Consider the following 18,674-nt stretch of genomic DNA (forward strand, 5'->3'; position numbering starts at 1 on the left):
TATTTACCGATGTCGTATCACTTTTTGCTGGATCTGGCGCTGATTCTGCTGAGCACCAAGCTGCTGGGGCTGGTTACCCGGAGATTTCAAATGCCTCAGGTGGTCGGGTCCCTGCTGGCAGGACTGCTGCTGGGACCATCCATGCTGAATGTGCTGCAGGAGACGGAATTTCTGGACCAGATCTCTGAGTTGGGCGTCATTGTAATTTTGTTTACGGCCGGCCTGGGCACCAATATCCAGGAGCTGAAGGAGTCTGGAAAGGCCGGCTTCCTGGTGGCACTTCTGGGTGTGCTGGCGCCGCTGGCCATGGGCACAGGCCTTGCGCTGGGCGCGGAGCGGCTGGGGATGATTCCCTCCGGCGGCTGGCTGGAGGCTGTGTTTGTAGGTACCATTTTTACGGCGACCTCCGTGAGCATCACCGTGGAGACGTTGCGGGAACTGGGAAAGCTCAATACCCGTGTGGGAAATACAATTCTGGCTGCGGCGCTCATTGACGATGTGCTGGGACTGGTGGTGCTGACGATTGTCAGCGGCCTGGGCGGCGGTGCGTCGGCCAGCGTGGCGGTGGTGCTGGGAAAAATTGTGCTGTTCTTTGTGTTTGCCTGTGCGGCAGGGTACTGCGCCACCAAGGTGTTTAGCTGGATGATGGTCCGGGCGGACGGACATAACCGCCGGCGCTTTACCGTGCTGTCCTTTGTGCTGTGTTTGCTGATGGCTTACTGCGCCGAGGCGTTTTTCGGCGTGGCGGACATCATCGGCGCCTATGTGGCGGGCCTGGCCATTTCCAGTACGCCAAAGGCCGCCTATATCCAGTCTAAGTTTGAGCCTGTGAGCTATCTGCTGCTGACGCCGGTGTTTTTCGCCAGTGTGGGCATCAGCGCAGATGTGCGGGGACTCAATCGCTCCGTCGTGGTGTTCACCCTGCTTTTGCTGCTGATGGCGGTTTTGTCCAAGCTGATCGGCTGCGGCCTGGGCGCGAAGCTGTGCGGCTTTTCCGGCAAGGAGAGTCTGCAGGTAGGCCTGGGCATGGCCTGCCGGGGTGAGGTGGCCCTGATCGTAGCCAACCGGGGCCTGGAGATGGGGGTCCTCAGCCAGACAATTCTGACGCCGGTTATTATCACGGTCGTGTGCTGCTCCATTCTGACGCCTGTGACGCTGAAGCTGGCCTACCGGGGCGAGGGCGACGGAAAGCTGGAGGAGAGCGGCCTGACAGACCGTGTGGTTCAGGCAGATCAGCTGGATATTCTGTCGGATGAGCTGCTGGAGCGGGACCAGGAGCTGAGAAAACGGAAGTGAGGCAGAAAAAAGGACGCCGGAAAGGCGTCCTTTTTTTCATCTGATTCAGGCGGTGTGGGGCGCGTGCCCGTTGGTCTCCTCGCCGTTCCGGAAGAGCAGCGTGATGCACCAGATGCCGGCAAGCCCCACCAGCGCATAGATTATCCGGGAGAGCACAGACAGCTGGCCGCCACAGAAAAATGCCACTGTGTCAAAGCCGAACAGGCCGATGCCGCCCCAGTTGAGGGCGCCGATAATCGCCAGGGTCAGCGCCAGTTTATCCAAAAACATTTTCAAACCTCCAGTCTGCCCCGCGGCAGGAATTTGAGCTTAGGATGGCCTGCGGTACAAAAAAATATACATGCGGATTGCACTGGTGGGATTTGTAGCGTATAATGAAAAAACATTGAATTGCAGAAAAAGGGAGGATTGGGTATGAACATTGTCTGCCTGGATATGGAGGGCGTGCTGGTGCCGGAGATCTGGATTGCTTTTGCAGAGGCAAGCGGAATTCCCGCACTCAAGCGAACTACCCGGGACGAGCCGGACTATGACAAGCTGATGCGCTGGCGGCTGGGAATTTTAAAGGAACACGGTCTGGGCCTGCGGGAGATCCAGCGGACCATTTCCACCATTGACCCGCTGCCCGGCGCCAGGGAATTTTTGGATGCGCTGCGCCGCAGGACTCAGGTGGTCATCCTCAGCGATACCTTTGAGGAATTTGCCATGCCGCTGATGGAGAAGCTGGGCTGGCCCACCATCTTCTGCAACAGCCTGGTAGTTGCGCCGGACGGAGAGATCACGGATTTCAAGATGCGCTGTGCCCAGTCCAAGCTCACCACGGTAAAGGCGCTGCAGTCCATGGGCTATGATACCATTGCCAGTGGAGACAGCTACAATGACCTGGGTATGATTCAGGCCAGCAAGGCGGGATTCTTGTTCCGTACCACGGAGTCTATCAAAGCCGCCCATCCGGAGATCCCCGCCTGCGAGACCTTTGACCAGTTGCTCCATGCCATTTGCGGGGCGCTGTAAGCAGTAAAAACGAAAAGAGGAAGTATCATGACAAGGGAATTGTTCGACGCTGTGGGCTTTTACCCGGCGGATATTCTGGTGCCCAAGGCGGCGGACATGACGCGGTGGGCGGTTATTGCCTGTGACCAATTTACCTCCCAGCCGGAGTACTGGCAGGCGGTGGAGGAGGCGGTGGGAGACGCGCCCTCCGCCTTGCATTTGATTCTCCCGGAGGCCTATCTGGAAAAGGCGGATGTGGCGGATCGGGTTGGGGCCATTCACGGGGCCATGCAGGCGTATGTGGACCAGGGACTGTTCCGCACGCTGCCTGATTCCATGATTTACGTGCGACGTACCCAGTCCAACGGCCGTGTCCGGCAGGGGCTCGTGGGTATGGTGGATCTGGAGCGGTATGATTTTACGCCCGGCTCCGGCGCCCTGATTCGGGCCACGGAGGGGACTGTGCTCTCCCGGATTCCGCCCCGGATGGCGGTGCGACGGGGCGCACCGCTGGAGCTGCCCCATGTGATGCTGCTGATCGATGACCCGGAGCGCACGGTGATCGAGCCGCTGGCAGAGGACGCGGAGATGGAATTGGTTTACGACTTCGACCTGATGCAGGGGGGAGGCCATCTGACCGGCCGGCGTCTGACACAAGGCCAGATGGACAAGGCGGCTCGGGCTCTGGGCAGATTGTGTGCCCCGCAGACTATGGAGCGGCGGTACGGCCGGCATGTGGATGCGCCCCTGCTGTTTGCGGTGGGAGACGGAAACCACTCCCTTGCGGCGGCAAAGGCCTGTTACGAGGAGAAGAAGGCGTCCGCACCCGCCGGAGCGGTACTGCCGGAGCGGTATGCCCTGGTGGAGGTGGTTAACTGCCACGATGACGCCCTGGAGTTTGAACCCATCCACCGTTGTCTGTTCGGCGTGGAGCCGGAGGCGGTGCTCTCCGCTTTGCGGGCGTACTATCCTGACACCCACGACGGAACAGGGGAGGGGCACACGTTCTCCTTTGCATGGGCTGGGGGCAGCGGGGAAATCACGGTGCCGCATCCGGCAGCACAGTTGGCGGTGGGAACACTGCAGACGTTCCTGGACGACTATCTGTCATCCCACCCGGGACGGCTGGACTATATCCACGGCCAGGAGGCGGCGCGGAATCTGGGCCGGGAGCCGGGAAATCTGGCATTCTGCCTGCCTGTGATCGGGAAGGAGCAGTTGTTCCCCACCGTGATGGCGGATGGTGTGCTGCCCCGGAAGGCATTTTCCATGGGAGACGCCCGGGACAAGCGGTATTACGTAGAGGCGCGGCGTCTGGGCTGAGCCGGAGCGAATCACAAATTTTGTGATTCGCTCTTTCTTTTTTGAACGGGAAGTGCTACAATTATACCAAGAAGAAACGAGCTTTGGCCAAGTGGGTTTGGCGAAAACGCCGAACAGGAGGAGAGAGGAGGCTCCTTATGGTACAGCTGCTGCAAGAGGCGTTTTACCTGGGCGGAAGTGTGGCGCTGGTGTGGCTGGTGCTGCTGCCCGCTGTGATTTTGCTGGTGGTCAGTGCGGTGTACATTCTGGCGGAGACGTTTCACAATTACTGGAAGCGGCGGGGATGGTTCTGATTCCCGCTGAAACGGGGCTTCGGTGAAATCCGAAGCCCCTCTTTTTTCCCGGGGCCGGGTGTGGTATACTGAGACAAATGACAGCCGGGCAGTCCCGGAGAGAGGATGAACGAGAACATGATCTGGAAGCGGGAGGCGCCGGCAAAGATCAACTTATCCCTGGATATTCTGGGACGGCGCGCGGATGGTTACCATGAGATGCGCATGGTGATGCAGACGGTGTCCCTGTGCGACACGGTGATACTGGAGGAGACGGCATCCGGCTTTTCCATGATGAGCAACCTGTCGATCCCCACGTGGAAGAAGACACTGGAGCAGCAGGCGGCAGAGGCATTTTTTCAGGCGGCAGGGCTGCCCATGCCGGGACTGCGGGTAGAGCTGACCAAGCGAACCCCGGCCTATGCAGGCATGGGCGGCGGCAGCGCAGATGTCGCGGCGCTGCTGCGGATGCTGCGGGACACATGGTGTCCCCACATGGGAGACGGGGAGCTGGAGGCCATCGGGCTGAGCGTGGGAAGTGATGTACCCTTCTGCCTGCGGGGTGGAACGGCTCTGGCGGAGGGAAGGGGAGAGGTGCTGACGGATCTGCCGGCCCTGCCTGCGTGCTGGATTGTGATCTGCAAGCCGGAGTTCGGAATTCCCACGCCCTCGCTGTTTGCCCGGGTGGATGACGTGCCAATGACGCGTCGTCCGGACACGGACGGGATGCTGGCTGCCCTGTCTGCCGGAGATCTGGACGGCGTGGCGCAGCGGCTTTGCAATGTGTTTGAAGAGGCACTGCCGTCGGAGTACGGTGCGGTGCTTGCCATCAAGGAGCGGCTCATTGAGCTGGGGGCCATGAACGCAGCCATGAGCGGCTCGGGGCCCACCGTGTTCGGATTGTTTCGGGAGGAGAAATCGGCCCGGCGGGCTGCAGAAATCCTGAGCCAGACCTATCGGGAGACGTTTTGCGTCTGCCCGGTTGGAAAGCTCTCCTGATTTTTTCAGAAAAGCGGTTTAAAATCCTGCACGCTTGTCCATGCTTTCGGAAAACGAAAACCGAAAGCGAGGGACAACCATGAAAACGATGCAGCGGCCCGCAAGAGGGCGGGGTCGTGCGGCGATGATTTTGCTGGCAGCACTGGTGACAGGGCTGCTGCTGACGGGAGTGGCGTGCTTGGGAACCCAGGCGGGCCTTGCACAGCGGGTGGTACGGCTGCATGTGCTGGCCAACTCTGACTCGGAGGAGGACCAGGCGCTCAAGCTGCTGGTGCGGGATGCGGTATTGGACCAGGCGGAAACGCTGCTGGAGGGAACGGGCAGCCGGGCAGAGGCGGAGTCGGTTTTGAACCAGGCACTGCCTGACTTGAAGAACACAGCCGCTTCCGTGATTGACGGGGCCGGCTATGACTACGATGTAGAGGTGCGGCTGGAGGAGACCGCGTTTCCCACCAAAGAGTATGACGGCTTTGCCCTTCCCGCCGGTGAGTACCTGGCTCTGCGTGTTCTGATCGGACAGGCGCAGGGACAAAACTGGTGGTGCGTGGTGTTTCCGCCTCTTTGCACCACGGCCTCCGAGGAGGTACCGGAGGCTGCTGAGGCCGCCGGGCTTACCGCGGGGCAGGTACGGCTGATTACGGAGGAGGACGGAGCCTACCGGCTGAAATTCAAGGCAGTGGAGCTTTGGGAGAAGCTGGGGACTCTTTGGAAATAAAAAAGCAGCGGAGACGTCCATCGGACGTCTCCGCTGTTTTTTCGGGTCTCAACCCTCCAGCTTTGCGTTGCACTTGTTCAGGAACTTCTCGTTTTTGATGATGGCCCGGGTGTGCGTGCCGGCGCCGATGGGGCCGCGGGCGTCCCAGGCGCGGACGGCGAAGTCCACCATCTTGCCGTTTTCGGACACAGCGGTGATCTCTGCCTCTGCCCAGACCTCCATGCCCACGGGCGTGGGAGCGTCGTGGGAGATTTCCAGATGGGTGCCTACGCTGCCCTGGCCCTCTTCCAGGAAGGCTTGGAGCGCCGTCATAGCGGCGTTTTCCATCAGGGCGCACATAAACGGCGTGCCGAACACCGGCAGGGCGCCGGAACCGACGGCAGAGGCGGTCAGAGCCTCGGTCACGGTCTCATGCAGCTGGCATTTCGTTCCGATGACGATCATAGGGATTCCTCCAAATTCAGCAGTATATAAGGAAACGGCGCTTCGGGGGGAAGCGCCGTTTTCCATAACGGGATCAGATGCCCAGCTGGGTCCACAGATCGTTGTAGAGCGTCAGCGTCTCAGCGGGCAGGTTCTCATACAGGGTGCAGCGGTCCAGCACGTCCTGGGGCGCGGCCATGATCTCATAAAGACCCATGTTCAGGGGCTCACCGTAGGTCTCCTCGTAGTACTCGGGATAGGTCTCGAGAGCCTCCTTGTTGGGAGAGGCGTACCAGATGTAGTCCATGTTGGCCAGGTTGGACTGGGTGGAGGCAATGAAGTTGATCCACTCCTCGGCCTCTTCCTTATGCTGGGCGTCCTTGAGCACGCACATGGCGTCCACGAACCAGTTGGAGCCCTCCTCAGGCACCACGTAGGCAAGGTCGGGGTTGTTCTCCAGCATGGTCAGGTAGTCGCCGGCGTAGTACATGGCGATGGCGGCGTTGCCGCCCTCCATCTTCTGGAACACCTCATCCATGACAAAGGCCTGATAGACGCCCTTTTCCTTGGCAGAGGCCAGCAGGTCATAGGCCTCCCGGATCTGGGATTCGTCGGTGGTGTTCAGATCGTAGCCCAGATCCAGCAGCGCGGCGGCCAGAGCGTCACGGGAGTTGCGGATCATGAGCACGTTGCCTGCATACTTTTCGTCAAACATGGCGTCCCAGCTGGTGATGGGCTCGTCCACCATGGTGGTGTTGTAGATGATGCCCAGAGTGCCCCAGGTGTAGGGGACGGTGTACTTGTTTTCCGGGTCAAAGCTCAGGCCCTTGTAGCGGTCGTCAATGAGGGCGTAGTTGGGGATGTTGTCGTAGTTGAGCTCGGCCAGCATGTCCTCGTCGATCAGTCGGGCGATCATATAGTCAGAGGGGACGATGACGTCGTAGTCTCCGGCGCCGGTCTTGAGCAGGGAGTAGAGGGCTTCATTGCTCTCGGCAGTCTGGTAATTGACCTTGATGCCGGTTTCTTCCTCAAATTGATAAATCAGATTCTCGTCAATGTATTCACCCCAGCTGCACACGTTGACGACCCGCTCATCTCCGCTGCTGCCGCAGCCGGTCAGGGTCATGGCGGCCACCATCATCATGGCAAGGGCCAAGGCAAGTGTCTTTTTCAATTGATCATTCCTCCAGTGTTTTGTTGCAGATTTATCTCAAGGCCGCAGGGCCGTGGGACCTCATATGCGCCGCAGCTCACGGCGGCGCTCCTGACGGGCTTCCCGCAGATTGACGATGGTCAGCAGGATCAGGACCGTCACGAACAGCAGCGTGGAGATTGCGTTGATTTCCGGGCTGACCCGCTTTTTGGTCATGCCGTAGATGGTCATGGCCAGGGTAGAGGCGGAGGAGCCGGCGGTAAAGTAACTGATGACAAAGTCATCGATGCTCATGGTGAAGGCCGTCAGGGCACCGGAGACGATACCGGGTTTGATCTCCGGCAAAATCACCTTGAAGAATGCCTGCATCCAGGTGCAGCCCAGATCCTGGGCGGCGTCTACCAGGTTCTTGTCCATCTGCCGCAGCTTGGGGCCCACGGAGAGGATCACATAGGGAATGTTGAAGCTCACATGGGCAATGAGCAGCGTGCCGAAGCCCATGGTCAGCCGGGTAGGCAGCTGGATCAGGGACTGGACGCCGTTGAACCAGGCGGCAAAGTCCCCCCAGAAGCCGAAGAACGCCACAAAGAACAGGCACAGGGAGACACCCGTGACGATATCCGCGTTCATCATGGGAATGTTGTTGACGGTCATCAGAGGCTCCCGCACCCGCCGGCGCATGGAGTAAAAGCCGATGGAGGCGAAAGTACCGGCCACGGTGGCAATGGCGGTGGCCAGCAGGGACACCAGCAGCGTGGTGTAGACGCTTTGCATAATGAGCCGGTCGTGGAGCAGCTTTTGGTACCAGGTCAGGGAGAAACCCTTCCAGACCGTGTTGCTGTTGCCGGCGTTGAAGGAGAAGATGATAAGCAGGATAATGGGTGCGTACAAAAAGACGAACACCAGCACCATAAACAGGCGATTAAGCAGAGAATTGTTCTTTTTCACAGCATCACCGCCTGTTCTTCGCCCTCACCGAAGCGATTCATGACCCACATGCACACGACCACGATCACCATCATCACAAGGGAGATGGCCGCGCCCAGCTGAGGGTTGTAGGCGTTGCCCATGAACTGCTGCTCGATGAGGTCGCCCAGCAGCAGCTCCGTGCCGCCGCCCAGCATTTTGCTGATGGCGAACGTGGATACGGAGGGGACGAACACCATGGTGATACCGGAGAGCACGCCGGGCAGGCTCAGCGGCAGGATCACCCGCCGGAACACCTGGAAGGTGTTGGCGCCCAGGTCCCGGGCCGCCTCAATGAGGGAGCGGTCCAGCTTGATGATGACCGAGTAGATGGGCAGGATCATAAAGGGCAGATAGTTGTATACCATGCCCAGCACCACCGCACCCTGGGTATTGAGCATCTGGAAGTGGGTGATGGGCTCATAGCTGGCCGGGTTTGCGGCAAAGTGCACGGCAATCTTGTTGTAAAGATCAATGAGGCCGATGTTTTGGAAGAACTGGTTCAAAAGACCGTTGTTTTCCAGAATGGACATCCAGGAGTAGGTCCGCAGCAAAAAGTTCATCCACATAGGGAGCATGATGAGCACCATGCCCACCCGCTGGAACTGCCGGCCCTCCTTGCTCATGATATAGGAGATGGGGTAGCCGATCAGCAGGCACACCAGCGTGGCGATAATGGCCAGCTTGAACGAACGGGTGAACACCACTGCGTACGTGCCCATCCGGGTGAAGTTTGCAAGCGTGAAGCTGCCGTCGGCGGTGGAGAAGGCGTAAATGACCACCATGATGATGGGCGCCACCACAAAAATCGCCATCCAGACCACGTAGGGGATCGCGAACCAGGTGTGCTTATTCTGCATCCTCGTTCTCCTCCTCGTCGTCCGGCTCCAAAGAGGCGTCATCCAGCTCGTCGTATTCCTCGGAGAAAGAGGAGTAGTCGCCGAACATGCCGGAGTACTGGCTCTTCTTCATAACGTGGATGCCGTCGGGATCGATCTTGATGCCGATCCGGGAGCCCTCGGGGCAGTGGTCCGTGGTCTGGATGAGCCACTTGAAGCCCCGGAAGTCCACGATGATGTCGTACTGCATGCCCTTGAAGGTGACGGAGGTGACGGTGCCTACCAGCTGGCCTTGCTCCACGGGGACAATGTCGATGTCCTCAGGACGGATGACCACATCCACAGGCTCGTTTTCTGCGAAACCGCCGTCCAGGCAGGGAAATTCCCGGCCATACATCTTTACGCACTTGTCCCGCACCATAATGCCGTCGATGATGTTGGACTCGCCGATAAAGTCTGCCACGAAGGCGTTTTTCGGCTCGTTGTAGATGTCCTCGGGGGTGCCGATCTGCTGGATGGAGCCCTTGTCCATGACTACAATGGTGTCGGACATGGTCAGGGCTTCCTCCTGGTCGTGAGTGACATAAATAAAGGTGATGCCCACCTGCTGCTGGATGCGCTTGAGCTCAATCTGCATGTCCTTGCGCAGCTTCAAGTCCAGGGCACCCAAGGGCTCGTCCAGCAGCAGCACCTTGGGGCGGTTGACCAGGGCGCGGGCAATGGCCACCCGCTGCTGCTGGCCGCCGGAGAGAGCGTCGGGCTTGCGGTTTTCAAAGCCCTTGAGGCTGATGATCTCCAGCATTTCCATGACCCGCTCCTGGATCTCCTTTTCCGGAATCTTCACTTTTTTCTTTCCGGAGGGATCGGCGGGGTCAGGGCGGCGCTGCATGCGCAGGCCGAAGGCGATGTTTTCAAAGACGTTCAGATGGGGAAACAGGGCGTATTTCTGGAACACCGTGTTGATCTGGCGCCGATAGGGCGGAACGTCATTAATCCTCACACCGTCGAACAGCACGTCTCCCGACGTAGGCGTCGCGAAACCGCCGATGATCCGCAGCGTAGTGGTCTTGCCGCATCCGCTGGGTCCGAGCAATGTGAGGAATTCTTTATCGTTGATATAAAGGTTGATGTTGTTGAGAACCGGCTCGTCGTCGTACGCCATGGAGAGATCCCGCAGGCGAATCAACTCTTTGGACATATATCCTCCCCCATTTCATCGTAAAAAATTGATTTAAAATGAAACGCCTCTTTTCTCTGTTGAGGGGGAACCTTTCTCGTCGAAATTCAGCAATTATGAATGATATCGGAAGCGTCCGGAAATGTCAAGAGATTGGGGGAAAATCCCCTGTTAAATGTGGGGAAAATATTTTTCCCGGAAGGGAATCTCCGCCACGGTGAACTCCCGGCCCCGCAGGTAGTTGAGGATGCCGGCGTCGGTGGGAAGAGGAAAGGAGAGCTTGTAGGAATAGAGGGCCTGGCGGGTCTCGTGGTACCGGCGGTTCACCTCGCCCCGGCCGTACTTGCCGTCTCCCAGCAGCGGACAGCCCAGGTGGGCCATGGACACGCGGATCTGGTGGGTGCGGCCGGTGAGCAGGCGGCACTCTACCAAAGAGAGCGGCCCCCGGGTCTCCAGAGTCTTGTAGAGGGTAACGGCGGTCTTGCCGCCGGGAACGGGACGGGTGTGGAAGTAGACCTGCTTTTTCACCTCATCTTTAAAAAGAAAGCCCTCCACCTTCCCGGCGGCGGGACTGGGACGGCCTACCGTGATGCAAAGATAGGATTTTTCCAGTTCGTGGTCCCGGATCTTCTCATTGATGATCCGCAGCGTCTCGGCGTTTTTCGCAGCGATGACGATGCCGCCGGTGTTGCGGTCGATCCGGTTGCACAGAGCGGGGGCGAAAGCGTTTTCCCACTTGGGATTCCACTCCCGCTTTTGATAGAGGTAGGCCTGGATGTGGTTGATGAGGGTGTTGACCTTCTCCGTCTCGTCGGCGTGGACCACCAGGCCGGGACGCTTGTTCACCAGCAGCAGGTTCTCATCCTCATAGACGATGTCCAGCTGGGGAGAGAAGAGCGTGAGGAACATGTTTTCCTCAGAGGGCTTGTCAAAAAACTCATCGTTGATATATAATTGAAGAATATCGCCGGTCGAGAGCCGCGTGTCCCGCTTGGAGCCCTTGCCGTTGACCTTGATCCGCTTGAGCCGGATGTACTTTTGCAGCAGGGCGGGCGGCAGCAACGGCAGGTTTTTGGCCACGAAGCGGTCAAGCCGCTGGCCGGCGTCGTTTTTCCCAATGGTGAATTCCCGCATGATGTCCTCCCGATGGAAAGTTTCACTTTATCATACCCGTTTGACGGCGGGTTGTAAAGCGATGGGAGCAAGAATTTTCCGGAAAGAAAGCGAGCGAGACCGATGAACCAGAAAAAGCATGACAAAAAGCAGACCGGCCGGGTAAACTATATCTGGGTGCTGGGCGGCGGATATCTCATCTATATCGCCATCAAGCTGTTTTCCAACCTGCCCCAGGCGCCCCAGCCGGCGGTGAATATGATTGGCGGCGCGGTGTTTACCGTGGCGGGGGCGTGGATGCTGTGGCGGGAGTGGAAGGCCTACCGCTACGGAGCTGAGCATATCGACGACCCGGACACTTGGTCGGATGAGCCCCTGGAGCAGGAGGAGCCTGCACAAAAGCCGGAAGAGGAGGATCGCCCGTGAATGTGGAGGAACTGTGCCGGGCTGTGTGGGAGGCGGACAAGTGGATGTCCCGTTTTACCCGTCGGGAATACCGGGATGCTTTCCTGGCTTACAAGGAGCAGTTTGGACCGTTGTACGCCCAGGCTGTCCGGGATGCCGACGGGGAGGAAGCGGCACTCCGCGCCCTGGCTGTCTCGCTGGTGGACGCTCTGGAAGCGGGATGGAAGCGGCAGCGTTTCTGGAACCGAAAAGCAGTGCGGGTCAGCGAAAAGCAGATCCTGGTGAATTATCTCTCGCCCATGCTGCTGGACCTGCCGGACCCCATGTGTGGACGCCTGGCCGGTATGATGCGTCAGGAGTGGGAGGACCGCTGGCCAGAGGATGCCTACCATATCACCACGTTTGAGGTCATCCAGAGCGGATTCCGCTTTGCCATTATGGGCATCGACCTGGAGCGCAAGCACCTGGACCCCAAGAAGGACCGGCAGTAAAAGAAATCCGGAAGAAATTGAAAAAATTGTTTGACAACGAGTGGCCCATCTATTATAATACTACTCGTGTCATTGCGAGGTAGCTTATGCTTTTAGATGTAAAACCTGTTCTGCGCGATCCGGAAGTGCACCTGCCTTTCCGGTTTTCCATGGATCTGTCGGATCTGGAGTTCGGCGGCCGGTATCCGGTCAGCCGTCCGGTGACGGTGGAGGGAGAGGTGTACAGCACAGCGGATGTGCTGCAGCTGAACCTGGTGGCCCGCACCACACTGGATGCGGTGTGCGACCGTTGCGGAAAGGCGTTTTTGCAGGAAAAGGAAGTGCCGTACAGCTGCATGCTGGCCCAGGAGCTCCAGGACGAGGAGAACGATGAGATCGTACTGCTGGAGCAGGACAGGGTGGATGTGGCGGAACTGGCGCGTACTGCGTTCATTCTCGGAATGGACACTAAGACTCTGTGTTCGGAAGATTGCAAAGGACTGTGCCCCAGATGCGGCGCCGACCTGAACCTCGGCCCGTGCTCCTGCAAAAAGGAGCAGGACCCGCGGCTGGCAGTCCTGGCCAAGCTTTTGGAGAACAAATAAAGGATAAAATAAGGACGGGCTTGACCTCCCGCGCCTTTGAAAGATCAAGGAGGTGTCATAATGGCAGTACCTAAGGGAAAAGTATCCAAAGCAAGACGCGACAAGCGGCGCAGCTCTCACTGGAAGCTGGATATGCCCGGTCTCGTTGCATGCCCCAAATGCGGTGCGCTGCACCTGCCTCACAGAATGTGCCAGGAGTGCGGTACTTACAATGGCCGTGAGGTCAAGGTTGTGAAGTCCGTCGTCGCGAAGTAAGGCACTTACGCATGCTTGCTTTAGGAGGGAAGAGAGTGCTCTTCCCTCCTTACTTTTTGTCTTGCTATCCCGCCGCAAGGCGGATATAATAAACTTGGATTTTTATGAGAACAAAGGAAAGGAAGTGAGAGCCGATGAAACCTGTGGTTGCCATTGTGGGACGGCCCAATGTGGGCAAGTCCATGCTGTTCAACAAGCTGATCGGCAAGCGGCTTTCCATCGTGGAGGACACCCCCGGCGTCACCCGGGACCGCATTTACGGAGAGACGGATTGGAACGGCCGGAAATTCACCTTGATCGACACCGGCGGCATCGAGCCCCGCACTGATAATATGATTCTGGAGTTCATGCGCCAGCAGGCCCAGATCGCCATTGACAACGCCACGGTCATCGTGTTTTTGACGGATATCAGGACCGGCCTCACCGCCTCCGACCAGGAGGTGGCCGCCATGCTGCTGCGCAGCGGCAAGCCCATTGTGCTGGCAGTGAACAAGATGGACTCCACCGGCGTGCCCGACCCGGATTTTTACGAGTTCTACAACCTGGGCCTGGGAGATCCCATTGCTGTTTCCGCTGTTCATGGCCACGGTACCGGCGACCTGCTGGACGCCTGCGTAAAATACTTCCCACCGGAGGAAGAAGAGGAGGAAGAGGACGACGCCATTAAGGTGGCCGTCATCGGCAAGCCCAACGCGGGCAAATCCTCTCTCATCAACAAGATCCTGGGGGAGGAGCGGGTCATCGTCTCCGATGTGGCCGGCACCACCCGGGACGCCATCGACTCCCGGTTTGAAAATGACAAGGGTTCCTTTGTGTTCATCGACACCGCCGGGATCCGCCGCAAGTCCAAGGTGGAGGAGGAGATCGAGAAGTACTCTGTCCTCCGGGCCACCATGGCCATTGAGCGCAGTGACGTGTGCCTGATTATGATCGATGCCACCGAGGGCGTCACGGAGCAGGACACCAAGGTGGCCGGGCTTGCCCACGAGGCGGGCAAGGCCAGCATCATCGTCATCAACAAGTGGGACCTGGTGGAAAAAGACGGCAAGACCATGGACAAGATGCGGGAAAAGGTGCGTCAGGACCTGGCGTTCATGACCTACGCCCCCATTTTGTTCATCTCCGCCAAGACCGGCCAGCGGGTGGACCGGCTGTTCGAGCTCATCGACTACGTGTCCAACCAGGCGTCCACCCGGATCACCACCGGTATGCTCAACAATGTGCTGGCGGACGCCCAGACTCGGGTGCAGCCGCCCTCTGACAAGGGCCGCCGCCTGAAGATCTACTATATGACCCAGGTGGGCATCCGGCCGCCCCACTTTGTCATTTTCTGCAACGACGCCCGCCTGTTCCACTTCTCCTACCAGCGGTATATTGAAAACTGCATCCGCAATACCTTCGGCCTGGAGGGCACGCCCATCATTCTGTCCATTCGTCAGAAGAGCGACAAGGAGGAGTGAGATCATGCTGGATTCCTTCTACCTGGATCCCAACGCGGTCACAGGACCTGAGCCCCTGGGCATTCTCCTGGTGGCGGTGGTGGCCTACTTCTGCGGCTGCTTCAACGGGGCGGTCATCGTTTCCAAGTATATCCTGCGGGATGACGTCCGCAAGCACGGCAGCGGCAACGCAGGGCTCACCAACTTCTACCGCACCTTTGGCGGCCCCTTGACCATTGTGGTGATCCTGACGGATGTCCTCAAGGCGGTGGTGGCCATTTTGTTCGGCAGTTGGTTTTTGGGTTACTTTGCCGGGGCTAACGGCTATGCGGCCAGCGTCGGGATCAGCACTATGTGGGCCCTGTTCGGGAAGTATTGGGCGGCTCTTTGGTGCCTGCTGGGCCACATGTTCCCCTGCATGTTCCACTTCAAGGGTGGCAAGGGCATCCTCTCCGGCGGCACCATCGCCATCATGCTGGACTGGCGGATCGCGCTGGTGGTGTGGGGCGGCTTTTTGATCCTGGCCATCGTGACGAAGTATGTCTCCCTGGGGTCCGTGTGGGCCGGGGCCAGCTTTCCCTTTATCTCCTGGTACTGCTACCCTGATCCGGTGATTGTGGTGCTGGCCTTTATCATTGGGGGACTGGTGGTCTGGCAGCACCGGGGCAATATCGGCAGACTGATTCACGGCAATGAGAACAAGTTCAGCTTTCACCATAAGAAGGAGGGGTCCCAATGAAAGCGGTAGTCGTCGGCAGCGGCGGCTGGGGCACGGCGCTGAGCCAGGTGCTGTGTGACAATGGCCATGATACCTGGCTCTGGTCCCACAATCCCGCCAAGGCGGCGGAGATGGAAAAGACCCGGGAGAACCCTCTGCTCAAAGGGGTGAGGCTGCCGGATGCCCTGCATATCACCGGGGATCTGGAGTGCCTGACCGGTGCAGATATCGTGGTCTGCGCTGCGCCGTCCTTCGCTGTGCGGGAGACGGCTCGGAAGATCGCACCATACCTGACGGAAAAGACGGTGCTGGTGAGCGTCTCCAAGGGCATTGAGCGGGACACGAACCTGCGTATGAGCCAGATTCTCCAGGATGAGACGAAAAATATCTGTAAAGTGGTTGCACTTTCCGGCCCCTCTCATGCGGAAGAGGTGGGCATCCGCATGCCTACCGGCTGCGTGTCCGCCAGCCCGGACCGGGCGGCTGCCCGATTCGTGCAGGACGTGTTCATGAATGATTACTTCCGCATCTATACCAGCTATGATATCGTGGGCGTGGAGCTTTCCGGCGCCATGAAAAATGTGGTTGCCCTCAGCTGTGGCATCTGCGCGGGACTTGGGTTCCAGGACAATACCAAGGCACTGCTGATGACCCGGGCCATGGCGGAGCTGACCCGCCTGGGCGAGCAGTTGGGCGGTACCCGCCGCACCTTCGGAGGTCTTGCGGGCATGGGCGACCTGATTGTCACCTGTACCTCCATGCACTCCCGGAATAACCGGGCGGGCATCCTCATTGGCCAGGGAAAGACGGTGGAGGAGGCCATGAAGGAGGTGGGCGCTGTGGTGGAGGGCTACTATGCCGCCGAAAGCATTCGTCAGCTGGCTCAGCGGGAACAGGTGGAAATGCCGATCTGCGCCTGTGCATACGAGGTGCTCTATCACGGTAAGGACGCCCGCACGGTGGTCAGCGAACTGATGCGGCGCGCCAAGAAGGACGAGCTGCTGGAACGCACGTGGCTGTAAAAATGAAAAGGTCGGAGTCCATGAACGGACTCCGGCCTTTTTTGCTCCGGGTTGTGGGAGCGGGGACTGGGACGGCGGGGAAAAAAGAAAATCCCGGACTTTTGTCCGGGATTTTGTTTGTCCAAGTTAGACCGCTCTGGTGACCTTACCGGAACGCATACACCGGGTACAAACATACACATGGCGGGGGGAACCGTTGACAATCGCCTTCACACGCTTCACATTGGGCTTCCAGGGACGATTGGAACGCCGGTGAGAGTGAGAGACCTGAATGCCGAAGCTCACGCCCTTATCGCAGAACTCGCACTTAGCCATCCGTTGCACCTCCTTGCTGTTGCGTACTTCCGTGCCGCTTTTCACAAGCACAGCTGATATCATATCAGAAAGAAGAGAAAAATGCAAGAAGAATTTTCAAAAAAATATAAGGAATTTTCCAGCGGCCTTCAGACAGGGGGATGGGGGTGAAGGTATTGCGAAAACAGGGAAATTCATATATAATAAAAAGCAGTTTTCACTTGAATATTTTTTAACCTCCCAGCCGGGCGTTCGCATGTGCCGGAGGGAGGATCGGGGCGCTTTTGCGCCGGAAAGGTGAAGGATGCGCGATGTATGAAAAAGGCCTGAAGGTAACGGATTTTGTCTCTTTTTTCGGGCTTGAGGTGCTCAATCGCGGCAGCGATTATGAGACGGCCCTGCTGACCATCACGGATGTGAACCGTCCGGGGCTTCAGTTCCACGATTTTTACGATTATTTCGATCCCCGCCGCCTGCAGGTAATCGGAAAGGCGGAAGTGACATATCTTAAGAGCCTGACGGAGGAGCAGCGCCGCAAGTGCTTCGACGATCTGTTCCTCTATGATATCCCTGCGCTGGTGATCTCCCGGGGCCTGGATTGCTTCCCGGAGTGTCTGGAGAGCGCCGTGGAGCATGAGAAGACGATTTTGCGCACGGAAGAGACCACCGTGGACTTCACCAGCCATGCCATTGAGTATCTCAACCGGGCGCTGGCCCCCTGTGTCACCCGCCACGGCGTGCTGCTGGACATCTACGGCGAGGGTGTCATGATTACCGGCGACTCCGGCGTGGGCAAGAGCGAGACGGCCATTGAGCTCATCATGCGCGGCCACCGGCTGGTGGCGGACGACGCCGTGGAGCTGCGGCGAATTTCCAACCAGCTGATCGGCACAGCGCCGGAGGTAATCCGCCACTATATCGAGCTGCGGGGCATCGGTGTCATCGACGTGCGGCAGCTGTTCGGCATGCGGACGGTCAAGACTGAGTCCCAGTTGGATCTGATTGTGCATCTGGAACCCTGGGACCAGACCAAGTTCTATGACCGGCTGGGGATTGAGGACCACTTTACGGAGATCATGGATGTGAAGGTACCCATTGTTACCATCCCGGTCCGGCCCGGACGGAACCTGGCCAGTATTGTGGAGGTGGCGGCGTTGAACAATCGCCACCGGCGCTATGGCTACAATGCGGCCCAGGAGCTTGCCCGCCGGGTGGACCAGCGGGCCGACGCCGGCAGCCGCCGGCAGGACGACTGAGAGGAGGAGACGGCGCATGGCATACATTGGAATTGATGTGGGCGGCACCAACCTCAAGGCCGGACTGGTGGACGAGAGCGGGAAAATCCTGGCGGTGGAGCGCACGCCGCTGGACTTTCACGGTGCGGAGGACTTTGCCGCCACCCTTGCATCTCTTGCACGGAAGGTAGCCGGGGATGCCCGCGCGGACTACGTGGGCGTGGGTCTGCCCGGTGCGGTGGACGGCGGGACCGTCCGTTTTACCACCAATATCCCGATGGAGAACGTGCCCCTGGAGACATTGTTCCGCAGACATCTGGACCTACCGCTGCTGCTGGGCAACGACGCCGACTGCGCGGCGGTTGGAGAGTACTTCGGCGGTGCCGGGCGCGGAACCCGGGACTTTGCAGTGGTCACGCTGGGGACCGGCATCGGCGTGGGACTGATTTTGAATGAGAAGCTGCGCTGCGGGGATGCTTCCAGCGAGGGCGGGCACCTGAGCGTGGTACACGGGGGAGCGCTTTGCAATTGCGGCCGCCGGGGTTGCTGGGAGCGCTATGCTTCCGCCACGGCCCTGATTGAGCAGACGAAGGCGGCCATGGCCGCCCATCCCGAGAGCATGCTGCACGCGCTGGCTGAGAAAAACGGCGGCGTGGAGGGCCGAACGGCCTTTGAGGCGGCCCTGGCCGGGGACGAGACGGCACTGGCAGTGTGCCGGACGTATGTGGAGTACCTGGCAGACGGCGTGGTGAGTCTGGTGAATATCCTGCGGCCGGAGGCAGTGGCCATCGGCGGCGGTGTGGCGGCGGCCCCGGAGGCGCTGCTGCTGGAGCCTCTGCGGCGGATTGTGGAGACGGAGAGCTTTGCCCGCCACGGCGGCCGGAGCACACGGATTGTGCGGGCGGAACTGGGCAACGACGCAGGGATCATCGGCGCCGCGTTCCTGGGCCGCGTACTTTAAG

General features: G+C 59.1%; 23 protein-coding genes. 15 read left to right on the forward strand and 8 right to left on the reverse strand.

Annotated features, from left to right (window positions below):
• Positions 1 to 9 precede the first annotated feature (9 nt).
• Positions 10 to 1,296 carry a cation:proton antiporter gene (locus tag QZS13_RS01180; protein WP_295584438.1) on the forward strand — a complete coding sequence of 429 codons (1,287 nt, stop codon included), beginning with the start codon at positions 10 to 12 and terminating at the stop codon, positions 1,294 to 1,296.
• Between the two features lie 45 nt (positions 1,297 to 1,341).
• On the opposite strand, the gene QZS13_RS01185 is transcribed toward QZS13_RS01180, so the two are convergent.
• Positions 1,342 to 1,566: a DUF378 domain-containing protein gene (locus QZS13_RS01185; RefSeq protein WP_295584440.1), complete on the reverse strand. Its 225-nt coding sequence runs from the start codon at positions 1,564 to 1,566 to the stop codon at positions 1,342 to 1,344.
• Positions 1,567 to 1,710: 144 nt separating this feature from the next.
• On the opposite strand from QZS13_RS01185, the gene thrH reads away from it, so the two are divergent.
• The 5 genes from thrH (at position 1,711) to spoIIR (ending at position 5,598) form a co-directional block, all read left to right on the forward strand.
• A complete protein-coding gene (gene thrH / locus QZS13_RS01190; protein WP_295584442.1) occupies positions 1,711 to 2,310 on the forward strand; it encodes a bifunctional phosphoserine phosphatase/homoserine phosphotransferase ThrH in 600 nt (199 codons plus the stop codon).
• 27 nt (positions 2,311 to 2,337) lie between these two features.
• A complete protein-coding gene (locus tag QZS13_RS01195; RefSeq protein ID WP_295584444.1) occupies positions 2,338 to 3,612 on the forward strand; it encodes a DUF1015 domain-containing protein in 1,275 nt (424 codons plus the stop codon).
• Between the two features lie 137 nt (positions 3,613 to 3,749).
• Positions 3,750 to 3,905 carry a hypothetical protein gene (locus tag QZS13_RS01200; protein WP_295584446.1) on the forward strand — a complete coding sequence of 52 codons (156 nt, stop codon included), beginning with the start codon at positions 3,750 to 3,752 and terminating at the stop codon, positions 3,903 to 3,905.
• Positions 3,906 to 4,010: 105 nt separating this feature from the next.
• Positions 4,011 to 4,883 carry a 4-(cytidine 5'-diphospho)-2-C-methyl-D-erythritol kinase gene (ispE, locus tag QZS13_RS01205; RefSeq protein ID WP_295584448.1) on the forward strand — a complete coding sequence of 291 codons (873 nt, stop codon included), beginning with the start codon at positions 4,011 to 4,013 and terminating at the stop codon, positions 4,881 to 4,883.
• A 79-nt stretch (positions 4,884 to 4,962) separates the two neighbouring features.
• Positions 4,963 to 5,598, forward strand: a complete 636-nt coding sequence (spoIIR, locus tag QZS13_RS01210; protein ID WP_295584463.1) for a stage II sporulation protein R — start codon at positions 4,963 to 4,965, stop codon at positions 5,596 to 5,598.
• 48 nt (positions 5,599 to 5,646) lie between these two features.
• On the opposite strand, the gene QZS13_RS01215 is transcribed toward spoIIR, so the two are convergent.
• The 6 genes from QZS13_RS01215 to QZS13_RS01240 form a co-directional block, all read right to left on the reverse strand.
• Positions 5,647 to 6,042 carry a thioesterase family protein gene (locus tag QZS13_RS01215; RefSeq protein WP_295584465.1) on the reverse strand — a complete coding sequence of 132 codons (396 nt, stop codon included), beginning with the start codon at positions 6,040 to 6,042 and terminating at the stop codon, positions 5,647 to 5,649.
• A 73-nt stretch (positions 6,043 to 6,115) separates the two neighbouring features.
• Positions 6,116 to 7,195: a PotD/PotF family extracellular solute-binding protein gene (locus QZS13_RS01220; protein ID WP_295584467.1), complete on the reverse strand. Its 1,080-nt coding sequence runs from the start codon at positions 7,193 to 7,195 to the stop codon at positions 6,116 to 6,118.
• A gap of 60 nt (positions 7,196 to 7,255) precedes the next feature.
• The gene (locus QZS13_RS01225) at positions 7,256 to 8,122 is read right to left on the reverse strand and encodes an ABC transporter permease (RefSeq protein ID WP_295584469.1); all 867 of its coding nucleotides are present in this window, start codon (positions 8,120 to 8,122) and stop codon (positions 7,256 to 7,258) included.
• Positions 8,119 to 9,000 (reverse strand): ABC transporter permease, encoded by an 882-nt coding sequence (locus QZS13_RS01230; protein ID WP_295584471.1) that lies wholly within the window; start codon positions 8,998 to 9,000, stop codon positions 8,119 to 8,121. Before QZS13_RS01230 ends, QZS13_RS01225 begins: the two co-directional genes overlap by 4 nt.
• A complete protein-coding gene (locus QZS13_RS01235; RefSeq protein ID WP_295584473.1) occupies positions 8,990 to 10,177 on the reverse strand; it encodes an ABC transporter ATP-binding protein in 1,188 nt (395 codons plus the stop codon). The genes QZS13_RS01230 and QZS13_RS01235 overlap by 11 nt, the downstream gene beginning before the upstream one ends.
• Positions 10,178 to 10,327: 150 nt before the next feature.
• Positions 10,328 to 11,290, reverse strand: coding sequence for an RluA family pseudouridine synthase (locus QZS13_RS01240; RefSeq protein ID WP_295584475.1), 963 nt, complete (start codon positions 11,288 to 11,290; stop codon positions 10,328 to 10,330).
• A gap of 102 nt (positions 11,291 to 11,392) precedes the next feature.
• Here QZS13_RS01240 and QZS13_RS01245 point away from each other — a divergent pair, with 102 nt between their 5' ends.
• The 7 genes from QZS13_RS01245 (at position 11,393) to QZS13_RS01275 (ending at position 16,183) form a co-directional block, all read left to right on the forward strand.
• Positions 11,393 to 11,695, forward strand: coding sequence for a hypothetical protein (locus QZS13_RS01245; RefSeq protein ID WP_295584478.1), 303 nt, complete (start codon positions 11,393 to 11,395; stop codon positions 11,693 to 11,695).
• Positions 11,692 to 12,165, forward strand: a complete 474-nt coding sequence (locus QZS13_RS01250; protein ID WP_295584480.1) for a hypothetical protein — start codon at positions 11,692 to 11,694, stop codon at positions 12,163 to 12,165. Before QZS13_RS01245 ends, QZS13_RS01250 begins: the two co-directional genes overlap by 4 nt.
• Positions 12,166 to 12,251: 86 nt before the next feature.
• Positions 12,252 to 12,749 (forward strand): DUF177 domain-containing protein, encoded by a 498-nt coding sequence (locus QZS13_RS01255; RefSeq protein WP_295584482.1) that lies wholly within the window; start codon positions 12,252 to 12,254, stop codon positions 12,747 to 12,749.
• Positions 12,750 to 12,809: 60 nt separating this feature from the next.
• Entirely contained in the window at positions 12,810 to 13,004 is a 195-nt protein-coding gene (rpmF, locus tag QZS13_RS01260) for a 50S ribosomal protein L32 (RefSeq protein ID WP_295584484.1), read from the forward strand.
• 134 nt (positions 13,005 to 13,138) lie between these two features.
• Positions 13,139 to 14,464 (forward strand): ribosome biogenesis GTPase Der, encoded by a 1,326-nt coding sequence (gene der / locus QZS13_RS01265; protein ID WP_295584486.1) that lies wholly within the window; start codon positions 13,139 to 13,141, stop codon positions 14,462 to 14,464.
• 4 nt (positions 14,465 to 14,468) lie between these two features.
• On the forward strand, positions 14,469 to 15,182 hold the full coding sequence (locus QZS13_RS01270; RefSeq protein WP_295584489.1) for a glycerol-3-phosphate acyltransferase: 714 nt from the start codon (positions 14,469 to 14,471) through the stop codon (positions 15,180 to 15,182).
• The gene (locus QZS13_RS01275) at positions 15,179 to 16,183 is read left to right on the forward strand and encodes an NAD(P)H-dependent glycerol-3-phosphate dehydrogenase (protein ID WP_295584492.1); all 1,005 of its coding nucleotides are present in this window, start codon (positions 15,179 to 15,181) and stop codon (positions 16,181 to 16,183) included. The genes QZS13_RS01270 and QZS13_RS01275 overlap by 4 nt, the downstream gene beginning before the upstream one ends.
• A 126-nt stretch (positions 16,184 to 16,309) precedes the next feature.
• Here the strand turns inward: QZS13_RS01275 and rpmB are convergent, their stop codons facing one another.
• Positions 16,310 to 16,498, reverse strand: a complete 189-nt coding sequence (rpmB, locus tag QZS13_RS01280) for a 50S ribosomal protein L28 (protein ID WP_295584494.1) — start codon at positions 16,496 to 16,498, stop codon at positions 16,310 to 16,312.
• Positions 16,499 to 16,788: 290 nt separating this feature from the next.
• Here rpmB and hprK point away from each other — a divergent pair, with 290 nt between their 5' ends.
• Both hprK and QZS13_RS01290 read left to right on the forward strand, forming a co-directional pair.
• Positions 16,789 to 17,733 carry an HPr(Ser) kinase/phosphatase gene (gene hprK / locus QZS13_RS01285; RefSeq protein ID WP_295584497.1) on the forward strand — a complete coding sequence of 315 codons (945 nt, stop codon included), beginning with the start codon at positions 16,789 to 16,791 and terminating at the stop codon, positions 17,731 to 17,733.
• A gap of 16 nt (positions 17,734 to 17,749) precedes the next feature.
• Positions 17,750 to 18,673 (forward strand): ROK family protein, encoded by a 924-nt coding sequence (locus QZS13_RS01290; RefSeq protein ID WP_295584500.1) that lies wholly within the window; start codon positions 17,750 to 17,752, stop codon positions 18,671 to 18,673.
• The last annotated feature ends 1 nt before the right edge of the window (position 18,674 follow it).

The sequence above is a fragment of the uncultured Oscillibacter sp. genome (genome assembly GCF_900546705.1).
Taxonomy (GTDB): domain Bacteria; phylum Bacillota; class Clostridia; order Oscillospirales; family Oscillospiraceae; genus Oscillibacter.